At 32.1% G+C, this 26,408-nt stretch carries 24 protein-coding genes; 8 read left to right on the top strand and 16 right to left on the bottom strand.

Features of this window, described 5'->3' with window-relative positions:
- The first annotated feature begins 68 nt into the window (after positions 1 to 68).
- Positions 69 to 2,474 (top strand): TonB-dependent receptor, encoded by a 2,406-nt coding sequence (locus KM029_RS17775; RefSeq protein WP_144074528.1) that lies wholly within the window; start codon positions 69 to 71, stop codon positions 2,472 to 2,474.
- A gap of 140 nt (positions 2,475 to 2,614) precedes the next feature.
- Here the strand turns inward: KM029_RS17775 and KM029_RS17770 are convergent, their stop codons facing one another.
- The 3 genes from KM029_RS17770 to KM029_RS17760 all read right to left on the bottom strand — a co-directional run bounded on the left by KM029_RS17770 (position 2,615) and on the right by KM029_RS17760 (position 5,247).
- Positions 2,615 to 3,772: a N(5)-(carboxyethyl)ornithine synthase gene (locus KM029_RS17770; protein WP_144074527.1), complete on the bottom strand. Its 1,158-nt coding sequence runs from the start codon at positions 3,770 to 3,772 to the stop codon at positions 2,615 to 2,617.
- Positions 3,773 to 4,197: 425 nt separating this feature from the next.
- Complete coding sequence (locus KM029_RS17765; RefSeq protein WP_144074526.1) at positions 4,198 to 4,428, bottom strand: TM2 domain-containing protein; 231 nt, start codon at positions 4,426 to 4,428, stop codon at positions 4,198 to 4,200.
- A 189-nt stretch (positions 4,429 to 4,617) separates the two neighbouring features.
- A complete protein-coding gene (locus KM029_RS17760) occupies positions 4,618 to 5,247 on the bottom strand; it encodes an outer membrane beta-barrel protein (RefSeq protein WP_144074525.1) in 630 nt (209 codons plus the stop codon).
- A gap of 388 nt (positions 5,248 to 5,635) precedes the next feature.
- Here KM029_RS17760 and KM029_RS17755 point away from each other — a divergent pair, with 388 nt between their 5' ends.
- The 3 genes from KM029_RS17755 to KM029_RS17745 all read left to right on the top strand — a co-directional run bounded on the left by KM029_RS17755 (position 5,636) and on the right by KM029_RS17745 (position 7,892).
- The gene (locus KM029_RS17755) at positions 5,636 to 6,496 is read left to right on the top strand and encodes a helix-turn-helix domain-containing protein (protein ID WP_144074524.1); all 861 of its coding nucleotides are present in this window, start codon (positions 5,636 to 5,638) and stop codon (positions 6,494 to 6,496) included.
- An 89-nt stretch (positions 6,497 to 6,585) separates the two neighbouring features.
- Positions 6,586 to 7,143 (top strand): YbhB/YbcL family Raf kinase inhibitor-like protein, encoded by a 558-nt coding sequence (locus KM029_RS17750; RefSeq protein WP_144074523.1) that lies wholly within the window; start codon positions 6,586 to 6,588, stop codon positions 7,141 to 7,143.
- A gap of 239 nt (positions 7,144 to 7,382) precedes the next feature.
- Positions 7,383 to 7,892 (top strand): GNAT family N-acetyltransferase, encoded by a 510-nt coding sequence (locus tag KM029_RS17745; protein ID WP_144074522.1) that lies wholly within the window; start codon positions 7,383 to 7,385, stop codon positions 7,890 to 7,892.
- A 91-nt stretch (positions 7,893 to 7,983) separates the two neighbouring features.
- On the opposite strand, the gene KM029_RS17740 is transcribed toward KM029_RS17745, so the two are convergent.
- The 5 genes from KM029_RS17740 to KM029_RS17720 all read right to left on the bottom strand — a co-directional run bounded on the left by KM029_RS17740 (position 7,984) and on the right by KM029_RS17720 (position 14,241).
- Entirely contained in the window at positions 7,984 to 8,748 is a 765-nt protein-coding gene (locus KM029_RS17740; protein ID WP_184679442.1) for a succinate dehydrogenase/fumarate reductase iron-sulfur subunit, read from the bottom strand.
- 102 nt (positions 8,749 to 8,850) lie between these two features.
- Positions 8,851 to 10,779 carry a fumarate reductase/succinate dehydrogenase flavoprotein subunit gene (locus KM029_RS17735; protein ID WP_144074520.1) on the bottom strand — a complete coding sequence of 643 codons (1,929 nt, stop codon included), beginning with the start codon at positions 10,777 to 10,779 and terminating at the stop codon, positions 8,851 to 8,853.
- A gap of 59 nt (positions 10,780 to 10,838) precedes the next feature.
- Positions 10,839 to 11,516 (bottom strand): succinate dehydrogenase cytochrome b subunit, encoded by a 678-nt coding sequence (locus KM029_RS17730; protein WP_144074519.1) that lies wholly within the window; start codon positions 11,514 to 11,516, stop codon positions 10,839 to 10,841.
- A gap of 360 nt (positions 11,517 to 11,876) precedes the next feature.
- Positions 11,877 to 12,680: a 4-(cytidine 5'-diphospho)-2-C-methyl-D-erythritol kinase gene (gene ispE / locus KM029_RS17725; protein ID WP_144074518.1), complete on the bottom strand. Its 804-nt coding sequence runs from the start codon at positions 12,678 to 12,680 to the stop codon at positions 11,877 to 11,879.
- A 76-nt stretch (positions 12,681 to 12,756) separates the two neighbouring features.
- On the bottom strand, positions 12,757 to 14,241 hold the full coding sequence (locus KM029_RS17720; RefSeq protein WP_144074517.1) for a sodium-dependent transporter: 1,485 nt from the start codon (positions 14,239 to 14,241) through the stop codon (positions 12,757 to 12,759).
- 111 nt (positions 14,242 to 14,352) lie between these two features.
- On the opposite strand from KM029_RS17720, the gene KM029_RS17715 reads away from it, so the two are divergent.
- The gene (locus KM029_RS17715) at positions 14,353 to 14,754 is read left to right on the top strand and encodes a hypothetical protein (RefSeq protein WP_144074516.1); all 402 of its coding nucleotides are present in this window, start codon (positions 14,353 to 14,355) and stop codon (positions 14,752 to 14,754) included.
- Here the strand turns inward: KM029_RS17715 and KM029_RS17710 are convergent.
- The 4 genes from KM029_RS17710 to KM029_RS17695 all read right to left on the bottom strand — a co-directional run bounded on the left by KM029_RS17710 (position 14,731) and on the right by KM029_RS17695 (position 19,090).
- Positions 14,731 to 15,519, bottom strand: a complete 789-nt coding sequence (locus KM029_RS17710; protein ID WP_158631097.1) for a formylglycine-generating enzyme family protein — start codon at positions 15,517 to 15,519, stop codon at positions 14,731 to 14,733. The genes KM029_RS17715 and KM029_RS17710 overlap by 24 nt on opposite strands.
- A 118-nt stretch (positions 15,520 to 15,637) precedes the next feature.
- On the bottom strand, positions 15,638 to 16,600 hold the full coding sequence (locus tag KM029_RS17705; protein ID WP_144075719.1) for an AAA family ATPase: 963 nt from the start codon (positions 16,598 to 16,600) through the stop codon (positions 15,638 to 15,640).
- A 191-nt stretch (positions 16,601 to 16,791) separates the two neighbouring features.
- Positions 16,792 to 18,141, bottom strand: coding sequence for a peptidylprolyl isomerase (locus KM029_RS17700; protein ID WP_144074514.1), 1,350 nt, complete (start codon positions 18,139 to 18,141; stop codon positions 16,792 to 16,794).
- A gap of 43 nt (positions 18,142 to 18,184) precedes the next feature.
- Positions 18,185 to 19,090 (bottom strand): hypothetical protein, encoded by a 906-nt coding sequence (locus KM029_RS17695; protein WP_144074513.1) that lies wholly within the window; start codon positions 19,088 to 19,090, stop codon positions 18,185 to 18,187.
- A 248-nt stretch (positions 19,091 to 19,338) separates the two neighbouring features.
- Between KM029_RS17695 and prfB the strand changes: the two genes are divergently transcribed.
- The 3 genes from prfB to KM029_RS17680 all read left to right on the top strand — a co-directional run bounded on the left by prfB (position 19,339) and on the right by KM029_RS17680 (position 22,790).
- On the top strand, positions 19,339 to 20,412 hold the full coding sequence (gene prfB / locus KM029_RS17690) for a peptide chain release factor 2 (protein WP_144074512.1): 1,074 nt from the start codon (positions 19,339 to 19,341) through the stop codon (positions 20,410 to 20,412).
- A gap of 141 nt (positions 20,413 to 20,553) precedes the next feature.
- Positions 20,554 to 22,107, top strand: coding sequence for an L-piperidine-6-carboxylate dehydrogenase (amaB, locus tag KM029_RS17685; RefSeq protein ID WP_144074511.1), 1,554 nt, complete (start codon positions 20,554 to 20,556; stop codon positions 22,105 to 22,107).
- A 269-nt stretch (positions 22,108 to 22,376) separates the two neighbouring features.
- Positions 22,377 to 22,790, top strand: a complete 414-nt coding sequence (locus KM029_RS17680; protein ID WP_144074510.1) for a response regulator — start codon at positions 22,377 to 22,379, stop codon at positions 22,788 to 22,790.
- 79 nt (positions 22,791 to 22,869) lie between these two features.
- Here the strand turns inward: KM029_RS17680 and KM029_RS17675 are convergent, their stop codons facing one another.
- From KM029_RS17675 to KM029_RS17660, 4 genes are all read right to left on the bottom strand, one after another.
- The gene (locus tag KM029_RS17675) at positions 22,870 to 24,339 is read right to left on the bottom strand and encodes a hypothetical protein (protein ID WP_144074509.1); all 1,470 of its coding nucleotides are present in this window, start codon (positions 24,337 to 24,339) and stop codon (positions 22,870 to 22,872) included.
- Positions 24,340 to 24,518: 179 nt separating this feature from the next.
- On the bottom strand, positions 24,519 to 25,082 hold the full coding sequence (locus KM029_RS17670; protein WP_144074508.1) for an anthranilate synthase component II: 564 nt from the start codon (positions 25,080 to 25,082) through the stop codon (positions 24,519 to 24,521).
- Between the two features lie 58 nt (positions 25,083 to 25,140).
- The gene (locus tag KM029_RS17665) at positions 25,141 to 25,701 is read right to left on the bottom strand and encodes a CvpA family protein (RefSeq protein WP_144074507.1); all 561 of its coding nucleotides are present in this window, start codon (positions 25,699 to 25,701) and stop codon (positions 25,141 to 25,143) included.
- A gap of 22 nt (positions 25,702 to 25,723) precedes the next feature.
- Entirely contained in the window at positions 25,724 to 26,173 is a 450-nt protein-coding gene (locus KM029_RS17660; RefSeq protein WP_144074506.1) for a GatB/YqeY domain-containing protein, read from the bottom strand.
- Positions 26,174 to 26,408 lie beyond the last annotated feature (235 nt).

The raw sequence follows: 26,408 nt of genomic DNA, 5'->3' as shown, positions 1-26,408 counted from the left end.
AAAAATTTATTTATATTTGCAGTATAATTATTTTAGTCGTTTATAATTAATATAATATAACTACAGCCATGAAGGCAATTCTAACTACAGTTTTTCTCCTAATTACCACCATTGCAATAGGTGCTGATAAAATTGAAATAACAGGACATATTACATCTGGTAAAGAACATCTTCCTTTTGCAACTGTCTCTGTTAATGATGGTGCTTTTGGTACTTCTGCAGACGAACATGGCCATTTTAAAATAGAACTTGAAAAAGGTAAAGAATATACTATTCTAGTTTCTGCTATTGGATATTCTCCACAACAGAAAAAAATTACTGCATCTAATAGCGTACGAGAAATTCATTTTAATTTAGATAAAGATTTACTTCAGTTAAACGAGGTAATTGTTTCTAGTAGCCGTAGAGAACAAAGCAGAAAAGAAACTGCAGCAGTAGTTAATGTAGTGAGTAAAGAAATTTTCACAGCGTCTAGTTCTAAAGTTGTTGCTGATGGATTAAATTTTGTTTCTGGTGCTAGAGTAGAGAATACCTGTGGAAACTGTGGTTCTTCTTCGTTAAGGTTAAATGGTTTAGAAGGTCCTTATACTCAAATTTTGATGGACAGTAGACCAATTTTTAATGGTTTGGTTAGTGTATATGGTCTAGAACAAATTCCTGTTTCTATGGTAGATCAGATTGAAGTTGTAAGAGGTGGTGGTTCTGTTCTTTTTGGTGCTAATGCAATTGGCGGTACTGTAAATATTATCACAAAAGCACCTCAATACAATTCTTACGAAGTAGGTACAAACATGGGAACAATAGATGGAAAATCTAACGATTACAATGTATATTTTAATACTTCTGTTGTCTCTAAAAATGACAAAACAGGTGCTTATATCTATGGTTCTTATAGAAATAGAGATGCATGGAATGCTAACCCTAATGATATCTGGTACAAAGTTGATGATAATGGACAAGCTATTGGTGCTCCTTTAAATGATGATTTTACTGAATTACCTCAATTAAAAACAGCATCTGTAGGTACAAAAATCTATCATAACTTTAATGATCAGAATAAAATAACAGGTGATTTAAGGTATATACATGAAGACCGTAGAGGAGGTAATAAATTAAACGAAGCTCCAGAAAATACTGATATTACTGAATGGATTAACATGGGTATTGTGAGTGGAAGTATTAATTATGATTGGTTTAGTCAAAATAAAAAAACACACCTTAATGCCTATTCTAACCTTCAATACGTAAAAAGAGACAGTTATTATGGCGCTAACCAAGCACCTGATGGCTATGGCTTAACTACTGGTTTAACTTATGTGGGTGGATTACAAGCTAATTTAGACCTTGGAAGAATGTTTAATTCTCAGATGTACTTTGTAGTTGGAACAGAATATATTATAGATGAAATTAACGATAAGAAATTAGGCTATTTTGATCAAGATGCTGGACAAGAGACGAATGATATTCCAGTATCTAATCAGCAGGCACAGACTATGGCTATTTTTGCACAAAACGAATGGAAAGGTAATAAATTGTCTGTCCTTATTGGGGCAAGAATGGATTATGTTATGATTAAAGATTTTGAAAATCTAGAAAACAATAAAAACGTTCCTGCTATCAACCCTAGAATAAACCTTAAGTATAATATAACTGATGATATGCAATTAAGAGGCGGGTTTGCTACTGGTTTTAGAGCTCCGCAAATGTTCTCTGAAGATTTACATATTGAGGTTGCTGGAGGTCAAGCTGTTCGAACGGTGCTAGACCCTGATTTAAAAGCAGAAACTTCTTTATCTTATAACCTCGCTTGGGATTATGAAAAGAAAATAGGAAGCGTTCAAACTTATTTCTTGGCAGAAGGATTCCATACCCGAATCAATAACCGATTTGATAATCAATACATTTATTTAGATGATGGAACTTTAATAAATTACAAAAGAAACTCTACTTCTGATGCTATTGTTCAAGGCGTAAACCTAGAAGCTAAAGTTGCACCTTCTGAAAAAATAAATATTCAAGCTGCATATACAATTCAAACTGCAGAATACGAAGAAGATAATCAATGGGGGGATGAAGAAGGTAGTGCTTCAAAGTATATTCTGAGAACGCCTAATCAATACGGTTCTCTTACATTAAATTATAAACCTGCCCAAAGATGGACTACATCACTTACTGGTATTTATACCGGAAGTATGTTTGTACCTCTACTTGCTGGTGGTTTTATTAATGGGCAAGCAGTAGAGAATGAATCTTTAATTGAAACACAATCCTTTTTTGACATGGGAGCAAAGGTTTCTTACAAAACAATTCTAGGTAAAAAAGCCAATATTGAATTTGGTACAGGTGTTAAAAATATCTTTAATCAAATGCAAAATCAATTTGTAAGTGGTGCAGATAAAGATGCAGCATTTGTATACGGACCAACCACTCCAAGAATGTATTTTATTGAGGTCAAAATTGGTAACCTATTATAAAATTCACACTATATAAATAAAATGCCGTTGCTCTAACTTAATAGAACAACGGCATTTTTTATATAATCCATAGTTTATTCAAATGTAAAAAGACATTTAATCATCACTTTGAATAAAATTTACAGAATATTTAATTTCAATTATACTAGATTCTCTTCTAATTTAATATGAGGAAAATTAGCATCTCGATGTTGAAATTTTAGTATTGTATCTTTTACGATAACTCCCTTTTCAATATTTATTGCATTTTTAATTGTAGCATTTTTCTTCCAACCAAGCTCACCTTCAAGAACCGATTCTAAATGTACAATTAAAGCTGCAGAGATAGATCTTGAAGCACTCTCCCAAAGATAAGTAGGCGTATGATCTACCGCATAATAATCTATATTATCTATTGCTATTAATGGGCTTTTAAACGTAGTAGGTTTAGCAAAATAGAAACCCATACCTTCATCACAACTTACATCTATAACTAATGTCCCAGGTTTTAAACTCTCTTTTTCTTCTTCAAGAATAAAATTGAGTGGTGCATTCGTATCTTGATAAGTACCATTAATAATAATTTCAGACTCACTTATTAAATCTAAAAGAGCACGTTGTGAACCATCATGTTCTACAACTTTTAGGCGAGGTTCGTTATCGCCTCCTTTTTCTAAACGAGCATAATTCACATCTAATATTTCCTCTCTAACTTCATGATCAGGTCTTTGAACACAGATAGTTATATCTCTAAAGCCATGAGCTTTTAACGCATAAATAGCTCCTCTACTTACTGCTCCAAAACTAAATATCGTTACCTTCCTTTGGTTACCGTAGTGTCCATCAATACCTTTTAATTGTAAAGCATGAAGAACGGCACAATATCCTGCCATTTCATTGTTTTTATAAAAAGTATGTCTTCCTATTCGTCCACTTGGACTCCAAACAAACATATCTTCAAAAGCAATGAGCGTTAATTTTCGATCTATAGCTATTTGTGTAATTTCATTTTGCTGAACACAATGAGGATACCCCCAAATTACACCGCCCTCTTTCATTTCTTCTAAATCAGACAATACAGGTTTAGCAATAATAACAGCCCCAATGTCAGATAAAATCTCTGATCTTGAAGCAACTCCACCTGTAAGGTTACTAATTTCATCATCGCTAATATTAAAAGGTTTACCATATCCTTTTTCAAAGATTAGTTTTTTTCGAATACTTTTTTCAAGTCTTCCTAAATGTTCAGGATGTATAGGAATACGTCTCTCATCTTCTTTTTTAGACGTTCCAATAACTCCAATTTTTGATAAATTCATATGATTACTTTTAGATAGAAACCTGTAATCATTAATGAATTGATTAAGGTAATGTGATAAGATTATTAAAAAAGATACTTACAAACTATCAGTCATTAAGTTGATAATTAGAGTTTCAATAATCAGAAAGGGCGAGGAAAATTTGCCCTTATGTTCACTTCTAATGATTTGATTATGTTAGCTAGCTACAAGGTACGTTATTAATGGGTAGAGATAAGCTATATAGACAACAATCATACAATTAAATAGAAAATATAAATAACACCCTAGTTTACAAAACTTTGTATATGGGTCATATCACTCCAAAAAAGTATTGCATTGATACCTAAATTGGATACTTCTTATGAATAAATCACACTCTAGACAAATAAAAAGCCGTTGCTCTAATTTAATAGAACAACGGCTTTTTTATATGACTATTTAGCTTAATTATCTTCGTAAAGCATTTTTTGCATTGCTGCTATATTTCCTGCTTTGTAATTGGCCTCATCAACCATTCCTCCAACAAGAAATAAATCTATAATCCAACCAATTCCAAAAAGTCCTCCGGTAAGTAAATAAACAATACCTGAAGTGGTTTTACCTAGATAGAAACGATGGATACCTAAAACACCCACAAAAAACCACAATAAATAAGCTACTAAAGTTGATTTCATTTGATAATTATAATTTAATTGACACTTAAATATATATACGGAAATCCATTTGTTAATGTTGCTTATTTATGCTATTTCATTATAATTCTACATTTTATTATTGATGTAAAATTACCTCTAGGTAATTCTCACTCCTTATAAAAAAGAAAACTAATACCATTTCTAATATTAGTTCTCTTTTCAAATAACTTATCTACTTATTAAACCAATATTAATAGAAGCTCTAAATTCTAAGCTCTTATATTCAGTATCAAACTTCTTATTTCCCTTTGTTAACTCAAATTCTGGAACGATATGATAAAGAACTGCTAATTGAAAAAAAGCAAGATCTAAACCTATTTCAGGAACATAACCAACTGCAGATGACTTTTGATCTTCTGTTACACTCAAAGAACTCAAGTTATTTGTTGTAATAAGTTTCATTGGATCAATCTCATATTTACCAGGTATAAAAGTATATCTACCTACACCAAACCCTACGTAAGGTCTTATTTTTGTTTCTGTTAGGTAATACTTCATCTTAAAAGAAAAGTTATTCACTTTAGTTCTTTCATTTGAAATTGTGTTATTATCGTGCGTTAATAAACCTAAGGCTTTTTCATATTCAACACCTAAAGAAAGTTTAGGTGTAACATTAAAGAATCCATTAAAAAAATAATTTCCACCTACAGCATCACTTTTTAATGGTCCATGTTCTAAAGTTACATTTGTAGACATAAAGGTAGCTCCGCCTCCTACTCCAATTGAGACAAGTTTATTTTGAGCAAAAATGTTTACACTAAAGAATGTAAACAGTAGAATAAATATCGACTTCTTCATAATTTTTATTTTTATTAATAATTATGAGATAGACATTCAGTTTTAAAACGAAGACAACAACTTTCAATTCGTTAACTATCTATTTGTAATGTTTACAAACTTGTATATTGAGCTATATTCATCATTAACATCCTTTGATATAAATTACTACCAAAGTCAAATCTTAAAAAAATAACCTAAGACAATCATCTCATTACCTCATATAATGAGTAATTTAAAGTTTGAAAATAATAAATACACCAATCTACAATCAGATATAAAGTGAAGATTTTATGTTTGTGATAAATGAAGCTTTAAAGGTATCATTTCTTAAATAATGACTAATACATAAAAACTTTTTATAGCCCTGTTAATTTTTAATCAAACAACACTCTTATCAAGAATAAAAATGGAAGTAATTAATTTGCCAAATTATTTTAAACCTGACATCCCTTCTCCTCACTATGTTTATGACTACCAAAGTTCAATAGAATGTATGAAGCAGATGGTAGCATTACAACAAAATACTTTTAGCTTTTTAATTGAAGGACGAAAAGAAGTATTTGCAGATAAAACAAATATTACCATAGAAAACTCTAACTTCTTATTAATGAAAATGGGTACTTGCTTAATGACAGAGAAACCCCCTACCACCTTAGAAAACTATAGAAGTATACTTTTTTTCTTTTCTAACAAAGCACTCTTAAAGTTTATACAAAAAAATAAAATTGAACACTTGAAAAGTTGCACTAACCAGTCAATATATTCCTTTCAATATGATGATTTCTTAGCAACATTTGTTCAAAGTTTAATTCAGATTAGTAAGCTTGAAACACAAATGCAATCAAAACTTTTAGAATTAAAGTTTGAAGAATTAATGACTTATCTGATAGAAACTAAAGGTCTTGATTTTATTTTTTCTTTACTTTCAAATATCAATAGTCATACACAACATTTTAATGAAATTATTGAGGCTAATAAATTAAATAAACTTACAATTAATGAACTTGCTTTCTTGTCGAATATGAGTGTATCCTCCTTTAAAAGAGAATTTGAAAAGCAATTTAAAAGCTCTCCTAGTAAATGGTTTCAAGACCAAAGGTTAGAATATGCAGCTTTTATGTTAAGAAGTAATAGTAAGCGACCTTCTGACATCTATGAAGAGGTTGGATACGAAAATCTATCAAATTTTATACAAGCCTTTAAAAACAAGTTTGGTATAACACCTAAAAAATATCAATTAGAGCGAACTTTAATAACTACTTTTTGAACTAAATTGAACATAAGTAAAAGTGTGCCCTCTCATATATTTGTATTAATAATTTAACTCAAACATTCTAATAAATTAATACAATCATTATGAGAACTTCATTCCTTATCATCACTATTATGCTAACAGTTACAGGCGTAACTTTTGGCCAATCTACATTTACGCTTTCTAGTAACGACTTAGGAGGGTCTGCCACCATTACAGAAGAATTTGATGGCTTTGGCTGTACTGGGAAAAATCAATCTCCACAACTTTCTTGGAAAAATGCTCCTAAAGGAACAAAAAGCTTTGCTATAACAATGTACGATCCAGATGCACCTACTGGAAGTGGATGGTGGCATTGGGTTGTTTTTGATATTCCATCAACTACTAATGAGTTAGTAACAGGTGCTGGTAATATTTCCCTTAATTTATCTCCAGAAGGAGCTATCCAGAGTATAACAAATTTTGGAACCAAAGGTTATGGTGGCCCCTGCCCTCCTGAAGGACATGGTTTACATCAATATATTTTTACAGTTTACGCATTAAAAACAAAGTCTCTTGGTTTAGATGCTTCTACTAATCCAGCAGTTGTTGGCTATTATTTATGGAGTAATACATTGGCGAAAGCAAGTATTGTCACATATTATCAAAGAGATAAAAAATAGATAAGATACTCTATTTAATAAAAATAACAGCGACTTAGAATTTTATCTAAGTCGCTGTTTTACGTTAACTGAGGTAACTTTTTTTAAAATAAAACCATTAAATTTAACAACCTAAATATCAACACTCTATGAATTTTATTTACCAATAAGTACATTAGTAAATAAATTCTCACTTAATTATTCTTACTGAGAAACCAGAATACTATTTTTCATAAAAATGTAAACCTATAGAAAATACCATGGAAGTTAAATTGAGAACACTAAAGAAAAGTGATAGAGAACAAATCACTGAACTAATCAATAATAAAAAAATAGTGGATAACCTTAGAGATGATATTCCACATCCATACAGCCTGGAAGATGCTGATTATTTTATAGATTTTACACAAAAACAATCACCAGCCGAAAATTTTGGAATTATTACAGAGAACCAAGAATTATGTGGAGTAATAAGTTTAAAACGGCAAAGTGATATATTCAGGATGACAGCTGAAGTAGGTTATTGGATTGGAGAAAAATATTGGAAAGAAGGTATAGCTTCTAAAGCTGTACGTCTGATAACCAAATATGGTTTTGAAGAGCTCCAACTTGAAAGGATATATGCTGGTGTTTTTGGGTACAATACAGCATCTATGAAAGTACTTGAAAAGAATGGATATACAAAAGAAGGTATTTCTAGGAACTCTATTATTAAAAATAACATAATCCATGATCAACATATTTTTTCAAAACTCAAAAATGAACATTAATTAAACATGCATTACTGAAAAAAATTATTAGAAAATAAAAAAGCCGAGTAAAGTGATTTTACCCGGCTTCTGTATATAACTAAACGTTAAATTAGTTCGTGTAATCTGTTTCAGATCCTGAGAATGCTGCACGTGTAAATTCTCTGTTCAATCTTGCGATATGAGTAATAGAGATTTCTTTCGGACAAACAGCCTCACAAGCACCTGTATTAGTACAAGCACCAAATCCTTCAGCATCGTGTTGCTCAACCATTGCTAAAGCACGTAGCTTACGCTCTGCTTTACCTTGTGGCAATACTGCTAATTGAGATACTTTAGCTGCAGTAAATAACATTGCAGAAGCATTTTTACAAGCAGCAACACAAGCACCACAACCGATACACTGTGCCGCATCCATTGCTTCATCAGCAACAGTTTTTGGGATAGCGATTTCGTTTGCGTCTGGTACACCACCTGTATTTACAGTTACGTAACCACCAGCTTGCATAATTCTTTCGAATGAAGTACGGTCAACCATAAGGTCTTTAAGTACTGGGAATGCAGAAGCTCTCCAAGGCTCAACAACAATAGTTTCACCATCAGAAAAAGTACGCATGTGCAACTGACAAGTTGTAATACCGTGCTTTGGACCGTGAGGTTTACCATTGATGTATAAAGAACACATACCACAAATACCTTCACGACAATCGTGATCAAAGTGGATAGGATCTCTTCCGTCTTTTAATTCGTTCTCGTTAAGAACGTCCAACATTTCTAGGAATGACATATCTTCTGATACATCATTTACTGTATATGACTCAAATTTACCCGGCTTGTTTTCACCAGCCTGACGCCAAATTTTAAGCTTAATATTAATTGTATTTCCTGCCATGATCTTCAAGTTGTTGGTTGTCTTTTTATAACAACCTGTGCTTTGAATTGTTTCAAATGAGTTGATTATCACCAACTCTTGGTCTAATTACTTGTAACTACGTTGAGTTAATTTTACGTTTTCGAAGATTAATTCTTCTTTCGTTAACTCAGGATCTTGATCATCTCCTTTGTAACCCCAAGCTGATACGTAAGTGAATTTATCGTCTTGACGAAGTGCTTCACCCTCTTCAGTTTGTGATTCTTCACGGAAGTGACCTCCACAAGATTCTTCACGGTTGTGTGCATCGATTACCATCAACTCACCCAATTCTAAGAAGTCTTCTAAACGTAATGCTTTTTCAAGCGTCATGTTTAACTCTTCGTTAGTACCGATTACTTTAAGATCTTTTTGGAATTCCTTACGTAATTCTTGAATCATACCACGAGCTTTTTCCAAACCAGCCTTATTACGAGACATACCACAGTATTCCCACATAATATGACCTAATTTTTTATGAAGATCGTCTGGTGTTTGATTACCCTTGATAGTTAATAATTTTTCAATACGCGCTTTTGCAGCTTTTTCAGCTTCAGCAAATGCAGGATTATTAATATCAACTTTCTTACCTAACGGTAAAGTTGCAATGTAATCACCAATAGTGTAAGGAATTACAAAATAACCATCCGCAAGACCTTGCATTAATGCTGATGCACCCAATCTGTTAGCACCATGATCAGAGAAGTTAGCCTCTCCTAAAGCATATAAACCTGGTACGTTAGTAGACAAGTTATAATCTACCCAAAGACCACCCATTGTATAGTGAACTGCTGGATAAATCATCATTGGCATTGTATAAGGGTCATCATTAGTGATTTGCTTATACATATCGAATAAGTTACCATATTTAGCCGCAATTGTTTCTTTACCATCACGCTTGATTGCGTCAGCAAAGTCCAAGAATACAGCTAAACCTGTTACTCCAACACCTCTTCCTTCGTCACATACCATTTTTGCGTTACGAGATGCAACGTCACGAGGTACTAAGTTACCGAATGAAGGGTATCTTCTTTCTAAGTAATAATCTCTATCTTCTTCAGCAAGCTTTGCAGCATCCTTCGCTAAGATTTTGAAATTCTTTTTATCTTTTGGTACCCAAACACGGCCATCATTACGTAACGATTCTGACATTAATGTCAATTTCGATTGGTACTCACCATGTACAGGAATACAAGTAGGGTGAATTTGAGTGAAACAAGGGTTAGCAAATTTTGCTCCTTTCTTGTATGCTCTCCACGCTGCAGAACCATTTGATGCCATTGCATTTGTAGAAAGATAGAATACGTTACCGTATCCACCAGTACAAAGCAATACTGCATGACCCGCATGAGATTCTACTTTACCAGTTACTAAGTCACGTGTTACAATACCTTTAGCAGCACCATCAATAGTAACTACATCAAGCATTTCTTTACGTGTGTGCATTTTTACTTTACCAGAAGCTACCATTTTAGATAACGCTGAATATGCACCTAATAATAATTGTTGTCCTGTTTGACCACGAGCATAGAACGTACGAGATACCTGAGCACCACCAAACGAACGGTTATCTAATAACCCACCATAATCACGAGCAAAAGGAACACCTTGAGCTACACATTGGTCAATAATTTCAGTAGACACTTCAGCTAAACGGTGAACATTTGCTTCACGTGATCTGTAATCTCCACCTTTAATTGTATCGTAAAATAAACGGTAAACTGAGTCACCATCATTTTGGTAATTTTTTGCTGCATTAATACCACCTTGAGCTGCAATAGAGTGTGCTCTTCTTGGTGAATCTTGGAAACAAAACGAGTGTACGTTATATCCAAGTTCAGCTAATGTTGCAGCTGCAGAAGCACCTGCTAAACCTGTACCCACTACAATAATATCAAACTTTCTTTTGTTTGATGGGTTAACAAGCTTTACATTAAATTTATGTTGTTCCCATTTGGTAGCCAATGGGCCCGCTGGGATTTTTGATTCTAATGACATTCTATTTTTCTTTTAAATGCTGTTAAAAAAATGATTTCAAATAATGGTTTAAAAAGGAATTATCCTCTTAAAAACATTACAACTGGAATCAATCCAAATAACACAGGAACTATGATAGAATATGCTTTACCAATAAAAGAAATGATTGGTGTCCATCTTTTACTAGCCCATCCTAAAGTTTGGAAAGCACTAGCAAATCCATGCCATAAGTGGAATGCAAGAACAAACATACATACTACATATGCACCTACAATAATAGGGTTAGCATAAGATGCCGCAACAACACTGTAAAGGTCTTTCATAACTACACCGTCATAAGTAACAGTACCAATAGTACCTCTTAATTCGTGCATTACTGCCCAATATTGTGCTAAGTGAACAACCAAGAAAACTGCAATTACAGTACCTAATACACCCATGTATTTAGAAACTGTTGTACCATCTTTGTTTGTTTGATCGTAAGCTTTATTTCCTCTAGCTTTCTTATTTTGCATAATTAATGCAATAGCATAAAAAATGTGTGCTAAGAAGAATAACTTAAATACATTTGCAATTACTTGTACTATAGGATTAGTTGACATAAAATGTGCATAAACATTAAATGCTTCTGCTTTTCCCATAAGTAATGTCATGTTACCAGACACGTGTCCAGCTAAAAATAAGATGAGCAATATTCCAGAAAGAGACATCATAATCTTCTTTCCTATTGAACTGCCCAACGTTTTTCCCCAACTCATAAAATTAACGTTTAGATAAATATTGTGGTGAGATAGTTCTCTCGTTTAATTTATTTGATGCAAAATTATACCTCAACTAATCGAGATACAATAATCATAATCAGTTGTTGCTTATTTCGAATTATTCTAAACAAGCAATATTTAATAACATTTGTTTCGTTAAAAAACATTATACACTTACTGTAAATCAATAACTTACAGATCATTTTATTATTAATAATAGTTTTAAAAACACTTGTTTAATAATAATGTTTCCAAAATAACATAACAAAAGTCATCTTTTACAATCAGTAAAAACAAAAAAAAATCCCCTTAAAAACGTTATTTTCTAAGAGGATTCTTTTTTGATCAAATTTGCATTCAAAGTTTACCACTCCAAACCATATAATCTTTAAAGCAATCTAAATTAGGTATTTGATCAAATACACCAAAAACCGTTGAGCCTGAACCAGTCATACTCGCGTATTTTGCTCCTAAGTTATATAATTGATCTTTTAATTGAGGCAATACAGTATATGTCTTAAATAACCCATGCTCAAAATCATTATATACTTTTCCTTCCCAATTGTTAAAATCATTCTCTAAAACATCTTTTAGATTAAATGACAAAGGTTGAGGGTTAACACCTGAATATGCTTCTTTAGTTGAAATATGTATTGATGGGTTTACTAAAACAATAAATTTATTTGAGAGGTCTAATGCTATTGAATCAAATAATTCGCCTCTACCTGTTACCCAAACTGGCTTATTTTTGATAAAAAACGGACAATCACTTCCCATTCTACCTGCATATTCTTCTAATTGTTCATCAGCAATAGATAATTTAAAAAGATCATTTAGCATTTTTAATGCAAATGCACCATCAGCTGACCCTCCGCCTAAACCTGCTCCAATTGGAATAACTTTATGAAGATGAATTTTGACAGGAGGTATATCAAAATCTTGTTTTAAAATAGTGTAAGCCTGAAGACATAAGTTACCTTCTGTACTACCTGGTATTTCAATTCCTGAGCTTGTAAACTCAAGTTGATCACTAGGTATTATTTCTAATATATCAGTCCATTCAACAGGGTAAAAACAAGAAGCGATATCATGAAAGCCATCTTCTCTTTTTCCTGTAATTGCCAATCCTATATTGATTTTCGCGTTTGGAAACGAAATCATAATTTCGAAGTTTTTAAAAGTGAATTACAAGTATAATTGGAATAACGACTGTATGAAATAATTTTGGTCATTATTTCTACTTTACAAACTTCTTATAGAGCCATTTGTTTAATAGAATCCCTATTAATATTACAGCGCCCCATTGTGTTACTATTGTTGCATTAGAGTATACATCAAAGAAATTCCACACGCCATCTTTAAACCAAGGATTAGCAGAATATCCTTGAGACATCCACCACCAAATTAGAAATACTCCAATGCCAATGTTTAAATACATTGCTATTTTATAAAAAACAGTAGGAATAATAATGCTAGAATCTTTATCAATATACTCTTCTTTAAATTTGCCTACTCCATTTCTTTGTACTGCAAAATTTATAAAAAGACCTGATATTAATAAACCTAACCCCCAAACCCAATCCTGATTAGAAAAGAAATTTAATGACATTGCTGAAGGTAAACCAAATACAATACATAACCCTCCAGTTATAATACTCGCTTTTGTTCTATTAAATTTTAAGTCGGTAAATGTTCTAATACACAACTCTACCATACTTATTAAAGAACTAAATGCTGCCATTGTAAAAGCTACAAAAAACACAACTCCTAATACTTCTCCATAAGGAATTTTTGCAAATAACAATGGGATAATTGTAAACGTTAATGCTGTATTCCCGGATTGCAGATAAGAAATTGCTTGTGCATCTGAAGAGGCGATGGCAAATACTGAAGGTAAAATTGCTACACCTGCTATTAAAGAAGCGAGGTTATTTCCTATTCCACTCACTAAAATATTAAAAGTAACATCTTCTTTATCTCTTGAGTAAGACGCAATGGTAAGCATTAAACCCCATCCTGCACCTGTGCTCCAAGCAGATTGAGTTACCGCTTCTATCCATACCTTAGAGTTAAAAAACAAAGAAGTATCTATATGAAACATGTATTCTAATCCTTTTGGACCATTATCTGTAGATAGAGCTACTGCTGCTACTAACAACATCAAAAATAATAAGGAAGGAATAAGTATTTTATTTACTTTTTCAAGGCCTTGCTGAATCCCTTTATACAACATAAATACAGCAAAAATAACTACACCTATATGTATACCTACTGTAAGATAACTTCCTGTTGATATACCCTGCCAATACACTTCTAAAAAATCCTGATTTAAACCTTCTAACGCTTCTTCATCATTTAAAAGTGAAGTTGACAAACCTACATACCTTAAGCCCCATGCAGTTACAACAGAATAATAAAATGTAATTCCAAGAGTACATAAAGTGATAAAAAAGCCCATCCATGTGTACTTTTCTCCGGCTGCCTGTGCAAAAGATGAAATCACACCATGTTTAAACTTTTTACCTATAGAAAACTCAGATAAAAGAATGGGAATTGACCATATAAATAAAAAAAGGAACCATAAAATTATAAAGGTTCCTCCATATTGGCCAGCCAACCTTGGAAACCTCCATAGGTTACCAGCACCTATAGCCATTCCTAAGGAAGCTAAAATCACTCCCCATTTACTACTAAATTGTTCTCCTTTTTCTTGAACTGACATATTTTTTTTATTACTTCGTTAATTGGTACGCTCAAAGCGTATAGACATAGTTATAATTATTACCCCATCTGAAAAACAGACGGGCTAAATTGTATTTTACTTATTAATCAAATGATTAGTTCTATAAAAAACTATATAAAAACATACATTAGCATTCGCTATGGACTTGGAGGAGCACTCTTTTTAGGTGTTCTAGTCTTCGGAATAAACTATTATGATTCTGGAAATACATCTGGAGCTCTAGCTGCTGCTTTAAAACAAAGTGCATACACATTTATCTTTGGTGGATACGTATCTGCACTTTGCGAGAGGTTTACATCAAAAGGTAAATTTATACTCGGAGTACTAATACCTACTGCTATTGCAATTATTGCAACGTATACTGTTCACTCTTTAAAAGGAACTCCAAATCCAGAACTATCAACAGTTCCTACTCTAATTTTTGCTCCCTTAGGTTTTTTGTTTATTGCGTTTAATAAGCGAAAAGAATTAAAGCGATCTAGCAACTCTTAATCCTAAGAAGTCCTGACGAACATCTACCCCATCATAATTTCTATAGGCAGGTCTGCAGAAAAATTCATCACTTAGGTACGAACCACCTCTAAATACTTTAGAATCTCCGTTTTGTACACCTTGTGGATTGTTTTCTGTAGATTGTTTGTAAGATGTCTCACTGTACCAATCATTCACCCATTCCCAAACATTACCTTGTAAATCATAAATTCCAAGTTCATTTGGTGCCTTAGTTCCTACTGCATGGTGTGTATCTTCAGCATTAGGTAGCAACCATGCTCTTTCTAAAATATTTTCATAAGAAGATGTACCTTGTGCAAGCTTTTTACCTCCACGTGTTACATACTCCCATTCCGCTTCTGTAAGAAGTCTGTATTCTTTTCCTGTAAGTGTATTTAATTTCTGAATAAATTGTTTACAATCATTCCAAGAAACCATTTCCACTGGGTTATTTCCCATTTTATGTTCACTTGGGTTATTTCCCATTACTGTTTCCCATAACGCTTGAGTAACTTCTACTTTACCCACAAAAAAGCCATCAATAGAAACTTCATGAATTGGCAAACTTGGATTTACACCAGTATCTAATGCTAGATCTCCTTTTCTATCACCCATTTTATAAGTCCCACCTTTAACATAGATCATATCAAAAGTAACTTCACTTACTTTCTCTGTGTAATTCTTTTTCTTTTGAGCATTAGAAGATAAGCTCATAGAAAACACTAATAGAAAAGTAAAAATAAGTTTGGATGTAAAATTAGTCATATCGAAAATATTCAAAAAAATAATGTTCAGTTTAAATTTGAACATCAAATTAAACAATCTTAAATGATAAATGCATAAAAAAGGATCAAATAAACAATTAAATGATCCTTTTCTATATTTATAATAACTTTTTAATAATATCTACAATTGATATCCCCTCTGCCTCAGCTTTAAAGTTACGCACAACTCTATGCCTTAACACAGAAACAGCTACAGCTTTAATATCTTCAATGTCTGGAGTATACTTACCAGATAATATTGCATGGCATTTTGCTGCTACTACTAAATATTGAGATGCTCTAGGGCCTGCTCCCCAATCTACAAACTTGTTAGTAAACTCGTCTGCTAACTCTGTATTTGGGCGTGTTTTATGAACAAGTTTTACAGCGTATTCTACAACATTATCAGCAATAGGAACTCTTCTTATTAAATGTTGGAAGTATAGGATTTCATCGCTACCCATTACTCTATCAACTGTTTTCTTAATATCACTAGTAGTTGCTTTTACCACATTTACCTCATCTGAATAAGAAGGATAATCTAAAATGATATTAAACATAAAACGGTCAAGTTGAGCTTCTGGTAATGGATAAGTACCTTCTTGTTCAATTGGGTTTTGAGTGGCTAATACAAAAAATGGTTTCTCCAACTGAAACTCTTGATTTGCAATGGTAACTTTATATTCCTGCATTGCCTCTAAAAGAGCTGATTGTGTTTTTGGAGGCGTTCTGTTAATCTCATCTGCAAGAATAATATTTGAGAATATTGGCCCTTTTACAAATTTAAATTTACGGTCCTGATCCATAGTTTCAGCCCCTAAAATATCAGAAGGCATTAAATCTGGCGTAAACTGAATTCTACTAAAGCCTAAATCTAATGCAGAAGCTACCGTGTTAATCAAAAGTGTTTTGGCAAGACCAGGCACTCCTTGTAGTAATGCATGGCCTTGACTAAAAATTGCTGCTAAAACAAAATGAACAGTTTCATCTTGTCCTATTACAACTTTACCTATTTCCTCTTTAAGTTTTATATATTTTTGATGAAGTGCATCAGCTGCCTCTTTATCAGAAGCAAAAGTAATCTTTGATGTCATGTGTATTATTGTTATTCCAGTTACCTAGTTTTTCAACCTCATTTTAAGTAGTAAGCTTTCTATTTTGCTAAGGAGATGATTAACAGACTTACTCGTAGTATTGAAATTAGTTTTTTTTTGGTTATAAAAAAAGGGCAAATCCAACAGATTGGACTTGCCCTTTAAAAAAATTATATGTTTTAGATGCCATCTACAATGTCACACCCATCAAATTGTGGGTCAATCTCAATGAAAACATCATTCTTAGCTGATTTGATCCACTTTTCTAAAATCTGATTTTTCTGACTATTCAACGTTGCTTGTTGAAGTTTTTGATAATCATCATTTAGGTTTGCATAATGTGGAGGTTTATAATCTGAATAGTAAATAATACGAACTGCATCTTGTCCATCTTCTGTACGGTACTTTAATGGCATAGATGTATTACCTACTTTCATTGTATCAATTGCAAAAAATACTACAGGGTCTAATTCATCTGTAGCCATATAAGAACTACCTGTTAAGTTATTTTTAAAATAACCCGCATTTGCTCTTGTTGGTTGATCATCAGAATATAAGTTTACTGCTTTCTCAAAACCTAATGTATCTGAGTCTGCTATTAATGTTCTAATGCTATCAAGAAAATGAACAGCATCTTTTACATCATTATAATTAGATTTAGGACGGATAAGAATATGTCTTGCTCTAAAACGTCCACCTCTTCTTTCTAATAGTTGTATTAGGTGATACCCGAAATCAGACTCAATTGGATCTTCAATTTCGTTTGGTTCAATAGTTAAAGCAACTTCCTCAAATTCAGGAACTAACTCACCTCTACCGTGCCAACCCAAATCACCGCCTTTTCTACCAGAACCGTAATCTTGAGAAAACTGCTTTGCTAAAACACCAAAGTCCTCTCCAGCTTCTATTCTCTTTTTAATGTCAACTAATTGTTGTCTAGCTTTTTCCTTTTCAGATTCAGAAACCTTAGGTTCTCTTACAATCTGTCCAACTTTTACCTCTGCAGATAAAAATGGAATTGAATCTTTAGGAATAGATTCATAGTATTTTTTCACTTGCTTAGGTGTTATCTTTACATCAGCAATAATTTGCTGTTGCATAGTTTGCACCGTCATTTGCTCTTTTACTTGGTCTCTCAAGTCATCACGTAAATCATTTATAGATGTACCTAATGTTTTCTCTAGTTTTTCTTGAGAACCTGCTTGTAAAATAAAGTATTGCATACGTCTTTCTAATTCATCAGAAACACGAGCATCATCAACATCAATAGAGTCAATTTGTGCTTTTGCGTACATAATTTTATTAACGATCAATCCTTTAAGGATATCACATCTTGCAGCATCCTTATCTTTTGGGTATTGACCATTAGCCAACATTTGTTGATATCCTGCTTCTACTTCAGAAAGCAGAATAATATTATTATCAACTTTAGCGATAATTTTATCTACAGGAATAGCATCATCTTGTGCAAAAACAGAAGAAGCAAAGATGAACAGAAGTCCTAATAGTGTGTAAAAACGATGGTTCATATCTTGTTTATACTTGTATAAAAGTATGTATTATGTTTAGCGTTTAATTATCTGAGACGTAAATCTCATATTCATTATTATTTGTAGCGTCCTCGTATAATTTAGTATCTAATTCGCTACGCAATTCTAATTTTCTTTTTCCGAGAATAACATTCTTTACTTGATTCGAAACAAATTGTAAAGGAGGTGTTTGGTCTACAATCTTATAATCTACTATTTGATAAATAAAAGTATTAGATTCATCAGATGCTTCCCAAAGTCGGTCTCTTTTTAAGAGTTTAGTTATATCAGATTGAGACTTCATAAAAGGAGTTCCAAAAAGAAGCTCATCAAGGTCTAACCAAACAGAATCTTCCAAATGTACAAAATCTGCATAAGCAAAGGCAGAAGAACGTAATTTTTCTTTATCTTTTTCTTTAGAGCTATTTAACCATTTAGTAATTTTTTTTAAATCAGGAGCATTATTAGGGTAACGTAAAAATATACCTTTAACAATATTGCTCTTTAAAATAAAATCATCTGAGTTATGTGTATAATAGTCCTTAATCTGAGCATCAGTTACTAATGTATCTAAATTAGAGGCTATATATTCTCTTTCATATTCATGCATTATCAATTGGAATTTATAATCATCCAATCTTCTTTGTATATCTAATTTTTCTACATCTACTTGTGCAGTTGCCTTCTCTAAAGTAATAACTCTACGAATCCAATTATTTATATATCTATCTCTAATATTAACCGAATCCTTATGTGTCATTCGGTCAGTAAATAGAGATTTTAATTCAGTATCATATAATACTTTATCATTAACTCGCGCTAATGGAATACGTGAATTCTGTATGTTTCCTTCTTCAACAGCCTTTTCAAACAGCTTCGAGATTTTATCACAACCTGAGGTCAATAAAATTGAAAGTGTGCCTAAAGTGTAGAATATTTTTCTAATCATGACAGCAAATTTAATTATTTAGAATTGCCATACCTTATTACGGACACGCATTAATGGCTTTTTGATGAAAAAAAAATCTTAAAATTCTTTAAACTTATCGATATCATCTAAAATTGTTCAAATCATTCTTTCTGATCACCTCAAAAAAATCTTCTATATTTGATGAAAATATTAGAAAAGACACAAACTATTCAAATTCATCGTCTTGTAACACTGCAACGATTTTAATGAATAGAAAATAAAAATATATGAATCAATCTCAACTTAAAGAGCTAGGAAATAGAATTTCTGACCTTCAAGGTTACTTAGATATTGACAATAAAAAAAGTGATATCGAAGAAAAAGAAGCTTTAACTACCGCTGCTGGTTTTTGGGATTCTCCAAAAGAAGCTGAAGTACTTTTAAAAGAAATAAAAGGGTTGAAAGCTTGGGTTATAAAATTTGAAGAGGTTAAAAGTCTTTTTGAAGACTTAGAAACTTTATTTGAATTTTATGAGGCTGGAGATGTAGATGAAGAAGAACTTAATGCTGAAGGTAAAAAAACGGAAGATGCTGTTGAAGCATTAGAAGTTAAAAAAATGCTTAGCAACGAAGAAGATAGCTTAAGTGCAATGATGGAGATTAACTCTGGCGCTGGAGGTACAGAATCTAATGATTGGGTAGAAATGCTTTTCAGAATGTATAAAATGTGGGGAGAATCTCATGGTTACAAAGTGAAAGTTGTAAATATAAACGAGGGTGATGTAGTTGGTTTTAAACAAGCTACATTAGAATTTGAAGGTGACTTTGCTTACGGTTATTTACAATCTGAAATTGGTGTTCACCGTATGGTACGTCTAAGTCCTTTTGATTCATCTGGAAAAAGACATACTACTTTTGGTTCTGTGTTTGTTTACCCTGTTGTAGACGATTCTATTACTATTGAGGTTAACCCTGCTGATATTACTTGGGAAACTTTCCGCTCTGGCGGTGCTGGTGGACAAAATGTCAATAAAGTAGAAACAGCCGTTCGTTTAAGACACACTTCTGGTATCATAATAGAATGCCAACAGGAACGTTCTCAACTTCAAAATAAAGAAAAGGCAATAAAAATGTTGAAGTCTAGACTTTATCAAAAGGAAGTAGAATTAAGAAATGCAGAAAGAGCTAAAGTAGAAAGTGGAAAAAAACGTGTAGACTTCGGTTCTCAAATCAGAAATTACACAATGCACCCTTATAAATTAGTAAAAGATATTCGTACAGCTGTAGAAAAAACAGATGTACAAAAAGTATTAGATGGTGATTTAGACGATTTCATCAAAGCATATTTGATGTCTAATTAATCATTTTTAAACCTCAAAAGAGAGTAGAAAAGGCTTTTTGTGTTAATTACACACTTTTTATTCTTTCTTTTGGGGTATTTTTTTGGATAATCCACCTTTTTTTATTCAAATTTACGCACCATAAAAAAACACATAAAGACAATGAACACTAACACTATTATTAATTTGGATTTCCTTGCTGAACTTGGAATCCAGAAACGAAACCCTGCATTCTCTACAGGAAGAACTTTTGCAACTTTAGATCCTTCTAGAGCAACAAGAAAAATTGTTTCTCCAACAGATGGTGAAGTAATAGCAGAAGTAGAAATGGCAACTCAAGAAGATCTTGATCATATTGTTGCTACATCCCAAAAAGCTTACGAAAATTGGAAAACACTTCCTGCACCAAGAAGAGGCGAAATTGTTCGTCAGATTGGTGAAGCTCTAAGAAAATATAAAGATCCACTAGGTAAGTTAGTTACTTACGAAATGGGTAAAATTTATCAAGAAGGACTTGGTGAAGTTCAAGAAATGATAGACATCTGTGATTTTGCTGTTGGACAATCTAGACAACTTTATGGTTTAGAAATGAAGTCTGAAAGACAAGACCATAGAATGTTTGAACAATGGCACCCACTAGGAATTGTAGGTATTATATCTGCTTTTAATTTCCCCGTTGCTGTTTGGTCTTGGAACGCTATGATTGCAGCAATTGGCGGTAATGTATGTATTTGGAAACCTTCTGAAAAAACACCGCTTACAGCTATTGCATGTCAAAACATTTTACAAGACGTACTGAAAGCAAATGATTTGCCTGAAGGTATTTTTAGTTATATCATTGGTGATGCAGCAATTGGAGCAAGTATGTCTCATGACACCCGTATTCCTTTAGTTTCTGCTACAGGATCTACTAGAATGGGTAAAAAAGTGGCTGAAGCAGTTGGTGCTAGACTAGGAAAATCTTTATTAGAACTTGGTGGTAACAATGCGTTAATTATTACAGAAAATGCTGATGTAGAAATGGCGATTCGTGCAACTGTATTTGGAGCCGTTGGTACTTGTGGTCAAAGATGTACATCAACTAGAAGGTTAATTGTTCATGCTTCTCAATATGATAAAGTAAAAGAGCGTTTATTAAAAATATATCCTTCATTGTCAATTGGTCATCCTTTGGATGAAAGTTCTTTAGTTGGTCCTTTAATTGATAATGATGCTGTTGATGCTTTCAAAGCAGCTATTAATAAAGCTACATCTGAAGGTGGTAAACTATTGATTGGTGGAGATTCTTATTCAAAAGAAGGTCTTTCTAGTAATTACGTTCACCCTGCCATCGTAGAAGCAGAAAATCATTATCAAATTGTACAAGATGAGACATTTGCTCCAATCTTGTATTTAATTAAATATGATGGCGAAGTTGAAAATGCAATCCGTATTCAAAACGACGTAAAACAAGGATTATCATCTGCTATTTTTACAAACCATTTATTAGAGTCTGAAGCATTTTTGAGTGCTGCTGGATCTGACTGTGGAATTGCAAATATAAATATTGGTACTTCAGGTGCAGAGATAGGAGGAGCTTTTGGCGGAGAAAAAGAAACCGGTGGTGGAAGAGAATCTGGTTCTGATGCGTGGAAAGCATATATGCGTAGACAAACAAATACTGTAAATTACGGTAGAGTATTACCTTTAGCACAAGGTATTAAATTTGATATTTAGATAGTAAATAGTAATAAATTTTAAGATAAGGTCTACATTTTATTTATGAATAGAATGTAGACTTTATTTTAAATTACTTTTTTTTACGTTTGATTGTAAATATTACATACAAAGTACCGGCGACACTGTAATTAAGCTAAAAAACCTTTGAGGTTCTTCTCTATTTTCCATATATTGATATAAGAATTAGTTACGATACAGTGGTTAATTAACAAGTCCCATTTAATAGTACTCTATAATTGATTTCTATTTCGCTTTACTTATACCAAATGACTCAAAAAAAATACTATTCTGTGATGTTGATTGATGATAATGAAATTGACAACCTCATTAATCAAAAGATGATTGAAGCATCTAAAATAAGTGACAATATTTTTATTCATTCTGGTGCAAAAAGTGCCATTGAGTTTCTACGTAATATTGAAAAATTAGGTGATGTATCTGATAAAATATTACCTGAACTTATATTTCTTGATATTGATATGCCTTTAATGGATGGCTTTCAATTCTTAGATTTATTTGATCAACTTTCTGAATCAACCAAAAAGAAATGTAAGATTGTAATGTTAACTTCTTCGATTAACCCACAGGATATTAGTCGATCACAAAATTATAGTTACGTTAAAAAATATGTAAATAAGCCTCTTACTCAGAAGAACCTTTCTTCTTTAGAGATTGCATAAAAATATATTTTTTCTACCTAAACAAAAGAGGCTATTTCAATTGAAATAGCCTCTTTTGTTATATATAAACATCTTTATTTTAATCTAGATCTCCACTCACAAACCGAATAAATCTATCATCCATTCTGATTGAACGTGTAGGTGCAAAAATATAAGGTGACTTTATCTGTGTATATTTTGTTATGATATTTGACACCTTAGTCATTTTGTCTCTTTTCGCTTCACTCATGCCTGTTTTAAGCATCTTCAAAAACAAGGTAATTGAAGGGCAACTTTCTTTACCCATTAACCTAATTTGCCTTTGTATACTATTAGACAATTGATTAAAAAGCTCATAATCCCTTAAACATACATATTGAAGAGCAAGTAAACACTTCACTTCTAAAAATGCATGAGGATATTTCTTTAAACTTACCTCATTTAATAAATTATTCAAGAATCGAGCAGCTTCATCAAACTCACCAGCATAATAAGCAGAAATAGCTCTATAGACTATATAAGATACATAATTAGGTATATCATCTATATCTGGCTCATAATCATCGAATGTTTCTTTATTACTTTCAAACAAATCTCCTTGTGTATCTGTTTGCAGAGCTCGTTGTAATTTTGTTTGTAAAAACTGTGTTGGAAAAGTATATAAATTACTATGCATAAGCAAAGGAACTACCTCTTCGTTTACGGCATCGTAATATTTACTTGCCTTACGGAATACACCGTAATGTGTATAATATTCTAATTTTAAAAATTCAAAAACATTATGCAGATGGAAATAAATAGAATCCATTTGATATTGATCAAAAATCTGATCAATTTTCAAGAATATATCTTCAATAGGTTCTTCATTATCGTCTTCGTTATTTAATGCAATTTTTGTTTCATCTTCTATAAAAAGACGGTGAAAAACATTCATACAACTCTGATATACAAACGGTCTATGCGATTCATATAACTTAGTTGTACTGTTGATTTCGTTATGCAATAAATCTAAACCGAGTCGATCTGTTTCATCGCCTGTAAAGGCGTAAACACCAAATTTCTTAAAATAATCTGCAAGAATATCTTCTATTTTATCTACAGCCAACATATACGCAACATGCTTATTGTATAACTGAGAATACACAAAATAATCTGGAGAATTTATATGTAATCGTTTAAGTGCTTTATAAACAACCGTCAACTCATTAGACAAATCATAATCTAATAATTCCTTCTCTAATTTTTTTAATGTAACAATTGATATAGCCCTCTTCTTAGTGAAAACCATTTCATGAATATTTGCTACTTTTTTTAGAAGGTCCGCTCTCGGACTTTCCATTTGCTGTAGTAAATATTCTTCAATTTTTTGATTTAAACGAGATCTTAAAGTATAGTATGCATTAGTATTCACGTCTAGCTCAGTCATTACCTGCTGATCAGACATTCTTTTTTCACGCATTGAAGAAAGTAAATAAGCGGATTTATCTGCATTACTTTCTATCAAAGATATTTTAATTGCTTCGTAATCTTTTTCGGATAATTGCTTAATTATATGCTTTAATCTCGCCATATAGTAGAATACCTTAAAACGTAGTACTGAGTCATTTTATTAGGAATGTAGTTCATAATAGAAAACACGTTTATGCTACACCAACCCTATTACACTAATATAAGCATAGAAAAGGAAAAAATCAGTGTATTATTTAATGGCTTTATTGGATAAATAATATAATTCTAGTTTTTCTTCATTTAGCCCCTCCAGGATACAATCCAATTATGTAAAATATCCAAACCATGTTCTGTTAAAATTGCCTCCGGATGAAACTGCACTCCTGATATTGGTAAATTTTTATGTTCAATAGCCATAATCTCGTTTTCCATAGATTTAGCTGTAACATTTATAATGTTATGCACATTATCTAATATCAAAGAATGATAACGTACAACAATAAATTTTTCGGGTAAATTTTGAAACAAAGTTGATGTAGTACATTCTATTTGAGACATTTTTCCGTGCATGGGCTTTAATGCCTTAATTACTTTTCCTCCAAAGAACTCTCCTATGGCTTGATGCCCTAAACAAATTCCTAAAATAGGGTGTGTTTTATGATAATAGTCAATCACATCCATCATATTACCTGCCTTATCTGGAGTTTCAGGACCAGGTGATAGTACAATAGCAGAATATTTATAAACAATAATTTCTTCTAGTGGTGTATCATTACGAATCACCTCTACTTTTTCACCTAATTGAGTGAAATAATCTACAAGATTATATGTGAAAGAGTCAAAGTTATCTAGAAGTAAAATCATATTTGTTTGTTTCGTTTTCACAAAAATAAAAAAGGGAAGTAATTAAACTTCCCTTTTTCTATAAATTTTCTTCAAATAATTCATGTATTTCCTTAGAATACCTTTTCATACTCGGCATTATGGTACCTCCTGCATCAATTACCCAATCATTTAAATCTAATAATTTTGGATAAATAATTGAATCCTCCGTAACATCTTTAGGAAGTCCTAATCCAGCAGAATTAAAAAGACCTAAAATTACTGATAGAGATAGAGCATATTTAAACCCACCTAAAATTAAAGCAGCTACATTATCTAAATCATCTAAAACAGAATAATCTATTTTATCTTGTAACCATTTACCTAATAGGTTTAAACCCATTGTACCTCCAAAGAAAAAGATTACATAAGCAAAAAACACTGTAGATTTTGGTGTCTCTACATATGTTTTTGATGATGAAAAAGCACCTGCCACCCCAAAAAAGATCAACGAAGCACCAAATACAAAAACTACCGTTGAGATTATTTCTAGCAGAAACCCTCTACGAAAACCTTTGTATGCTCCATAAACAATCATTCCTAGAAGGAATATATCGGTTACTCTAATATATGAAGTGAAAAATCCTAAATCTTGTTCCACAATAAATTATTTTTTTATCTGATTAAGTTAAAGCTTGTTTCACTTTTGCTGAAACAACTTTCATATCTGCAACACCTGCAAATTTCTTGCCTGCTGCACCCATTACTTTACCCATATCTTTAGGAGAAGTAGCTCCTACTTGAGCAATTAATTCTTTTACTTGAGCTTCTACCTCGTCTTCTGACAATTGTTTTGGAAGGTACGCTTCAATAACTGCAAGCTCTCCTAATTCTATATCTAAAAGATCTGTTCTACCAGATTCTTTGTATATATCTGCAGAATCTCTTCTTTGTTTAGCTTCTTTAGTTAAAAGTTTTAATTCTTCTTCAGTAGTTAAAACAGTACCTTTTCCTTGAGCTGTTTCTGCTAACTGAATTTTAGCTTTTAATTGTTTTAAGGTACCTAGTGTAACTTTATCTTTACTTTTCATCGCTACTTTCATAGCCTCTTGTACCTTGTCTTTTAAACTCATTTCTTTAGAACTTTATGTAAAACGAACAAATTACGATAATCGTAACTTTTATTGATATATAAAAATAACTGCTTATTGTTCGTATTGAGTGAAGATACACAAAACATCATAATCTTCAATAGTTAACGAACAGTTAATTTGATTTCAAATAAAAAGATTTTCTAACCTTTTCCATCATTCTTACTTATCAGATAGTAGTTTTTTTCAACTTTCTATTCATTTTTGTGAAAATAAG

Source organism: Flammeovirga kamogawensis, assembly GCF_018736065.1.
In the GTDB taxonomy this organism is placed as follows: Bacteria; Bacteroidota; Bacteroidia; order Cytophagales; family Flammeovirgaceae; genus Flammeovirga; species Flammeovirga kamogawensis.
This window is presented reverse-complemented; position numbering and strand designations above follow the sequence as displayed.

Bases quoted from the DNA above. Each gene is read 5' to 3' on its own strand.
- KM029_RS17775 (WP_144074528.1), top strand. From the start codon at position 69: ATGAAGGCAATTCTAACTACAGTTTTTCTCCTAATTACCACCATTGCA.
- KM029_RS17770 (WP_144074527.1), bottom strand. From the start codon at position 3,772: ATGAATTTATCAAAAATTGGAGTTATTGGAACGTCTAAAAAAGAAGAT.
- KM029_RS17765 (WP_144074526.1), bottom strand. From the start codon at position 4,428: ATGAAATCAACTTTAGTAGCTTATTTATTGTGGTTTTTTGTGGGTGTT.
- KM029_RS17760 (WP_144074525.1), bottom strand. From the start codon at position 5,247: ATGAAGAAGTCGATATTTATTCTACTGTTTACATTCTTTAGTGTAAAC.
- KM029_RS17755 (WP_144074524.1), top strand. From the start codon at position 5,636: ATGGAAGTAATTAATTTGCCAAATTATTTTAAACCTGACATCCCTTCT.
- KM029_RS17750 (WP_144074523.1), top strand. From the start codon at position 6,586: ATGAGAACTTCATTCCTTATCATCACTATTATGCTAACAGTTACAGGC.
- KM029_RS17745 (WP_144074522.1), top strand. From the start codon at position 7,383: ATGGAAGTTAAATTGAGAACACTAAAGAAAAGTGATAGAGAACAAATC.
- KM029_RS17735 (WP_144074520.1), bottom strand. From the start codon at position 10,779: ATGTCATTAGAATCAAAAATCCCAGCGGGCCCATTGGCTACCAAATGG.
- KM029_RS17730 (WP_144074519.1), bottom strand. From the start codon at position 11,516: ATGAGTTGGGGAAAAACGTTGGGCAGTTCAATAGGAAAGAAGATTATG.
- ispE (WP_144074518.1), bottom strand. From the start codon at position 12,680: ATGATTTCGTTTCCAAACGCGAAAATCAATATAGGATTGGCAATTACA.
- KM029_RS17720 (WP_144074517.1), bottom strand. From the start codon at position 14,241: ATGTCAGTTCAAGAAAAAGGAGAACAATTTAGTAGTAAATGGGGAGTG.
- KM029_RS17715 (WP_144074516.1), top strand. From the start codon at position 14,353: ATGATTAGTTCTATAAAAAACTATATAAAAACATACATTAGCATTCGC.
- KM029_RS17710 (WP_158631097.1), bottom strand. From the start codon at position 15,519: ATGACTAATTTTACATCCAAACTTATTTTTACTTTTCTATTAGTGTTT.
- KM029_RS17700 (WP_144074514.1), bottom strand. From the start codon at position 18,141: ATGAACCATCGTTTTTACACACTATTAGGACTTCTGTTCATCTTTGCT.
- KM029_RS17695 (WP_144074513.1), bottom strand. From the start codon at position 19,090: ATGATTAGAAAAATATTCTACACTTTAGGCACACTTTCAATTTTATTG.
- prfB (WP_144074512.1), top strand. From the start codon at position 19,339: ATGAATCAATCTCAACTTAAAGAGCTAGGAAATAGAATTTCTGACCTT.
- amaB (WP_144074511.1), top strand. From the start codon at position 20,554: ATGAACACTAACACTATTATTAATTTGGATTTCCTTGCTGAACTTGGA.
- KM029_RS17680 (WP_144074510.1), top strand. From the start codon at position 22,377: ATGACTCAAAAAAAATACTATTCTGTGATGTTGATTGATGATAATGAA.
- KM029_RS17675 (WP_144074509.1), bottom strand. From the start codon at position 24,339: ATGGCGAGATTAAAGCATATAATTAAGCAATTATCCGAAAAAGATTAC.
- KM029_RS17670 (WP_144074508.1), bottom strand. From the start codon at position 25,082: ATGATTTTACTTCTAGATAACTTTGACTCTTTCACATATAATCTTGTA.
- KM029_RS17660 (WP_144074506.1), bottom strand. From the start codon at position 26,173: ATGAGTTTAAAAGACAAGGTACAAGAGGCTATGAAAGTAGCGATGAAA.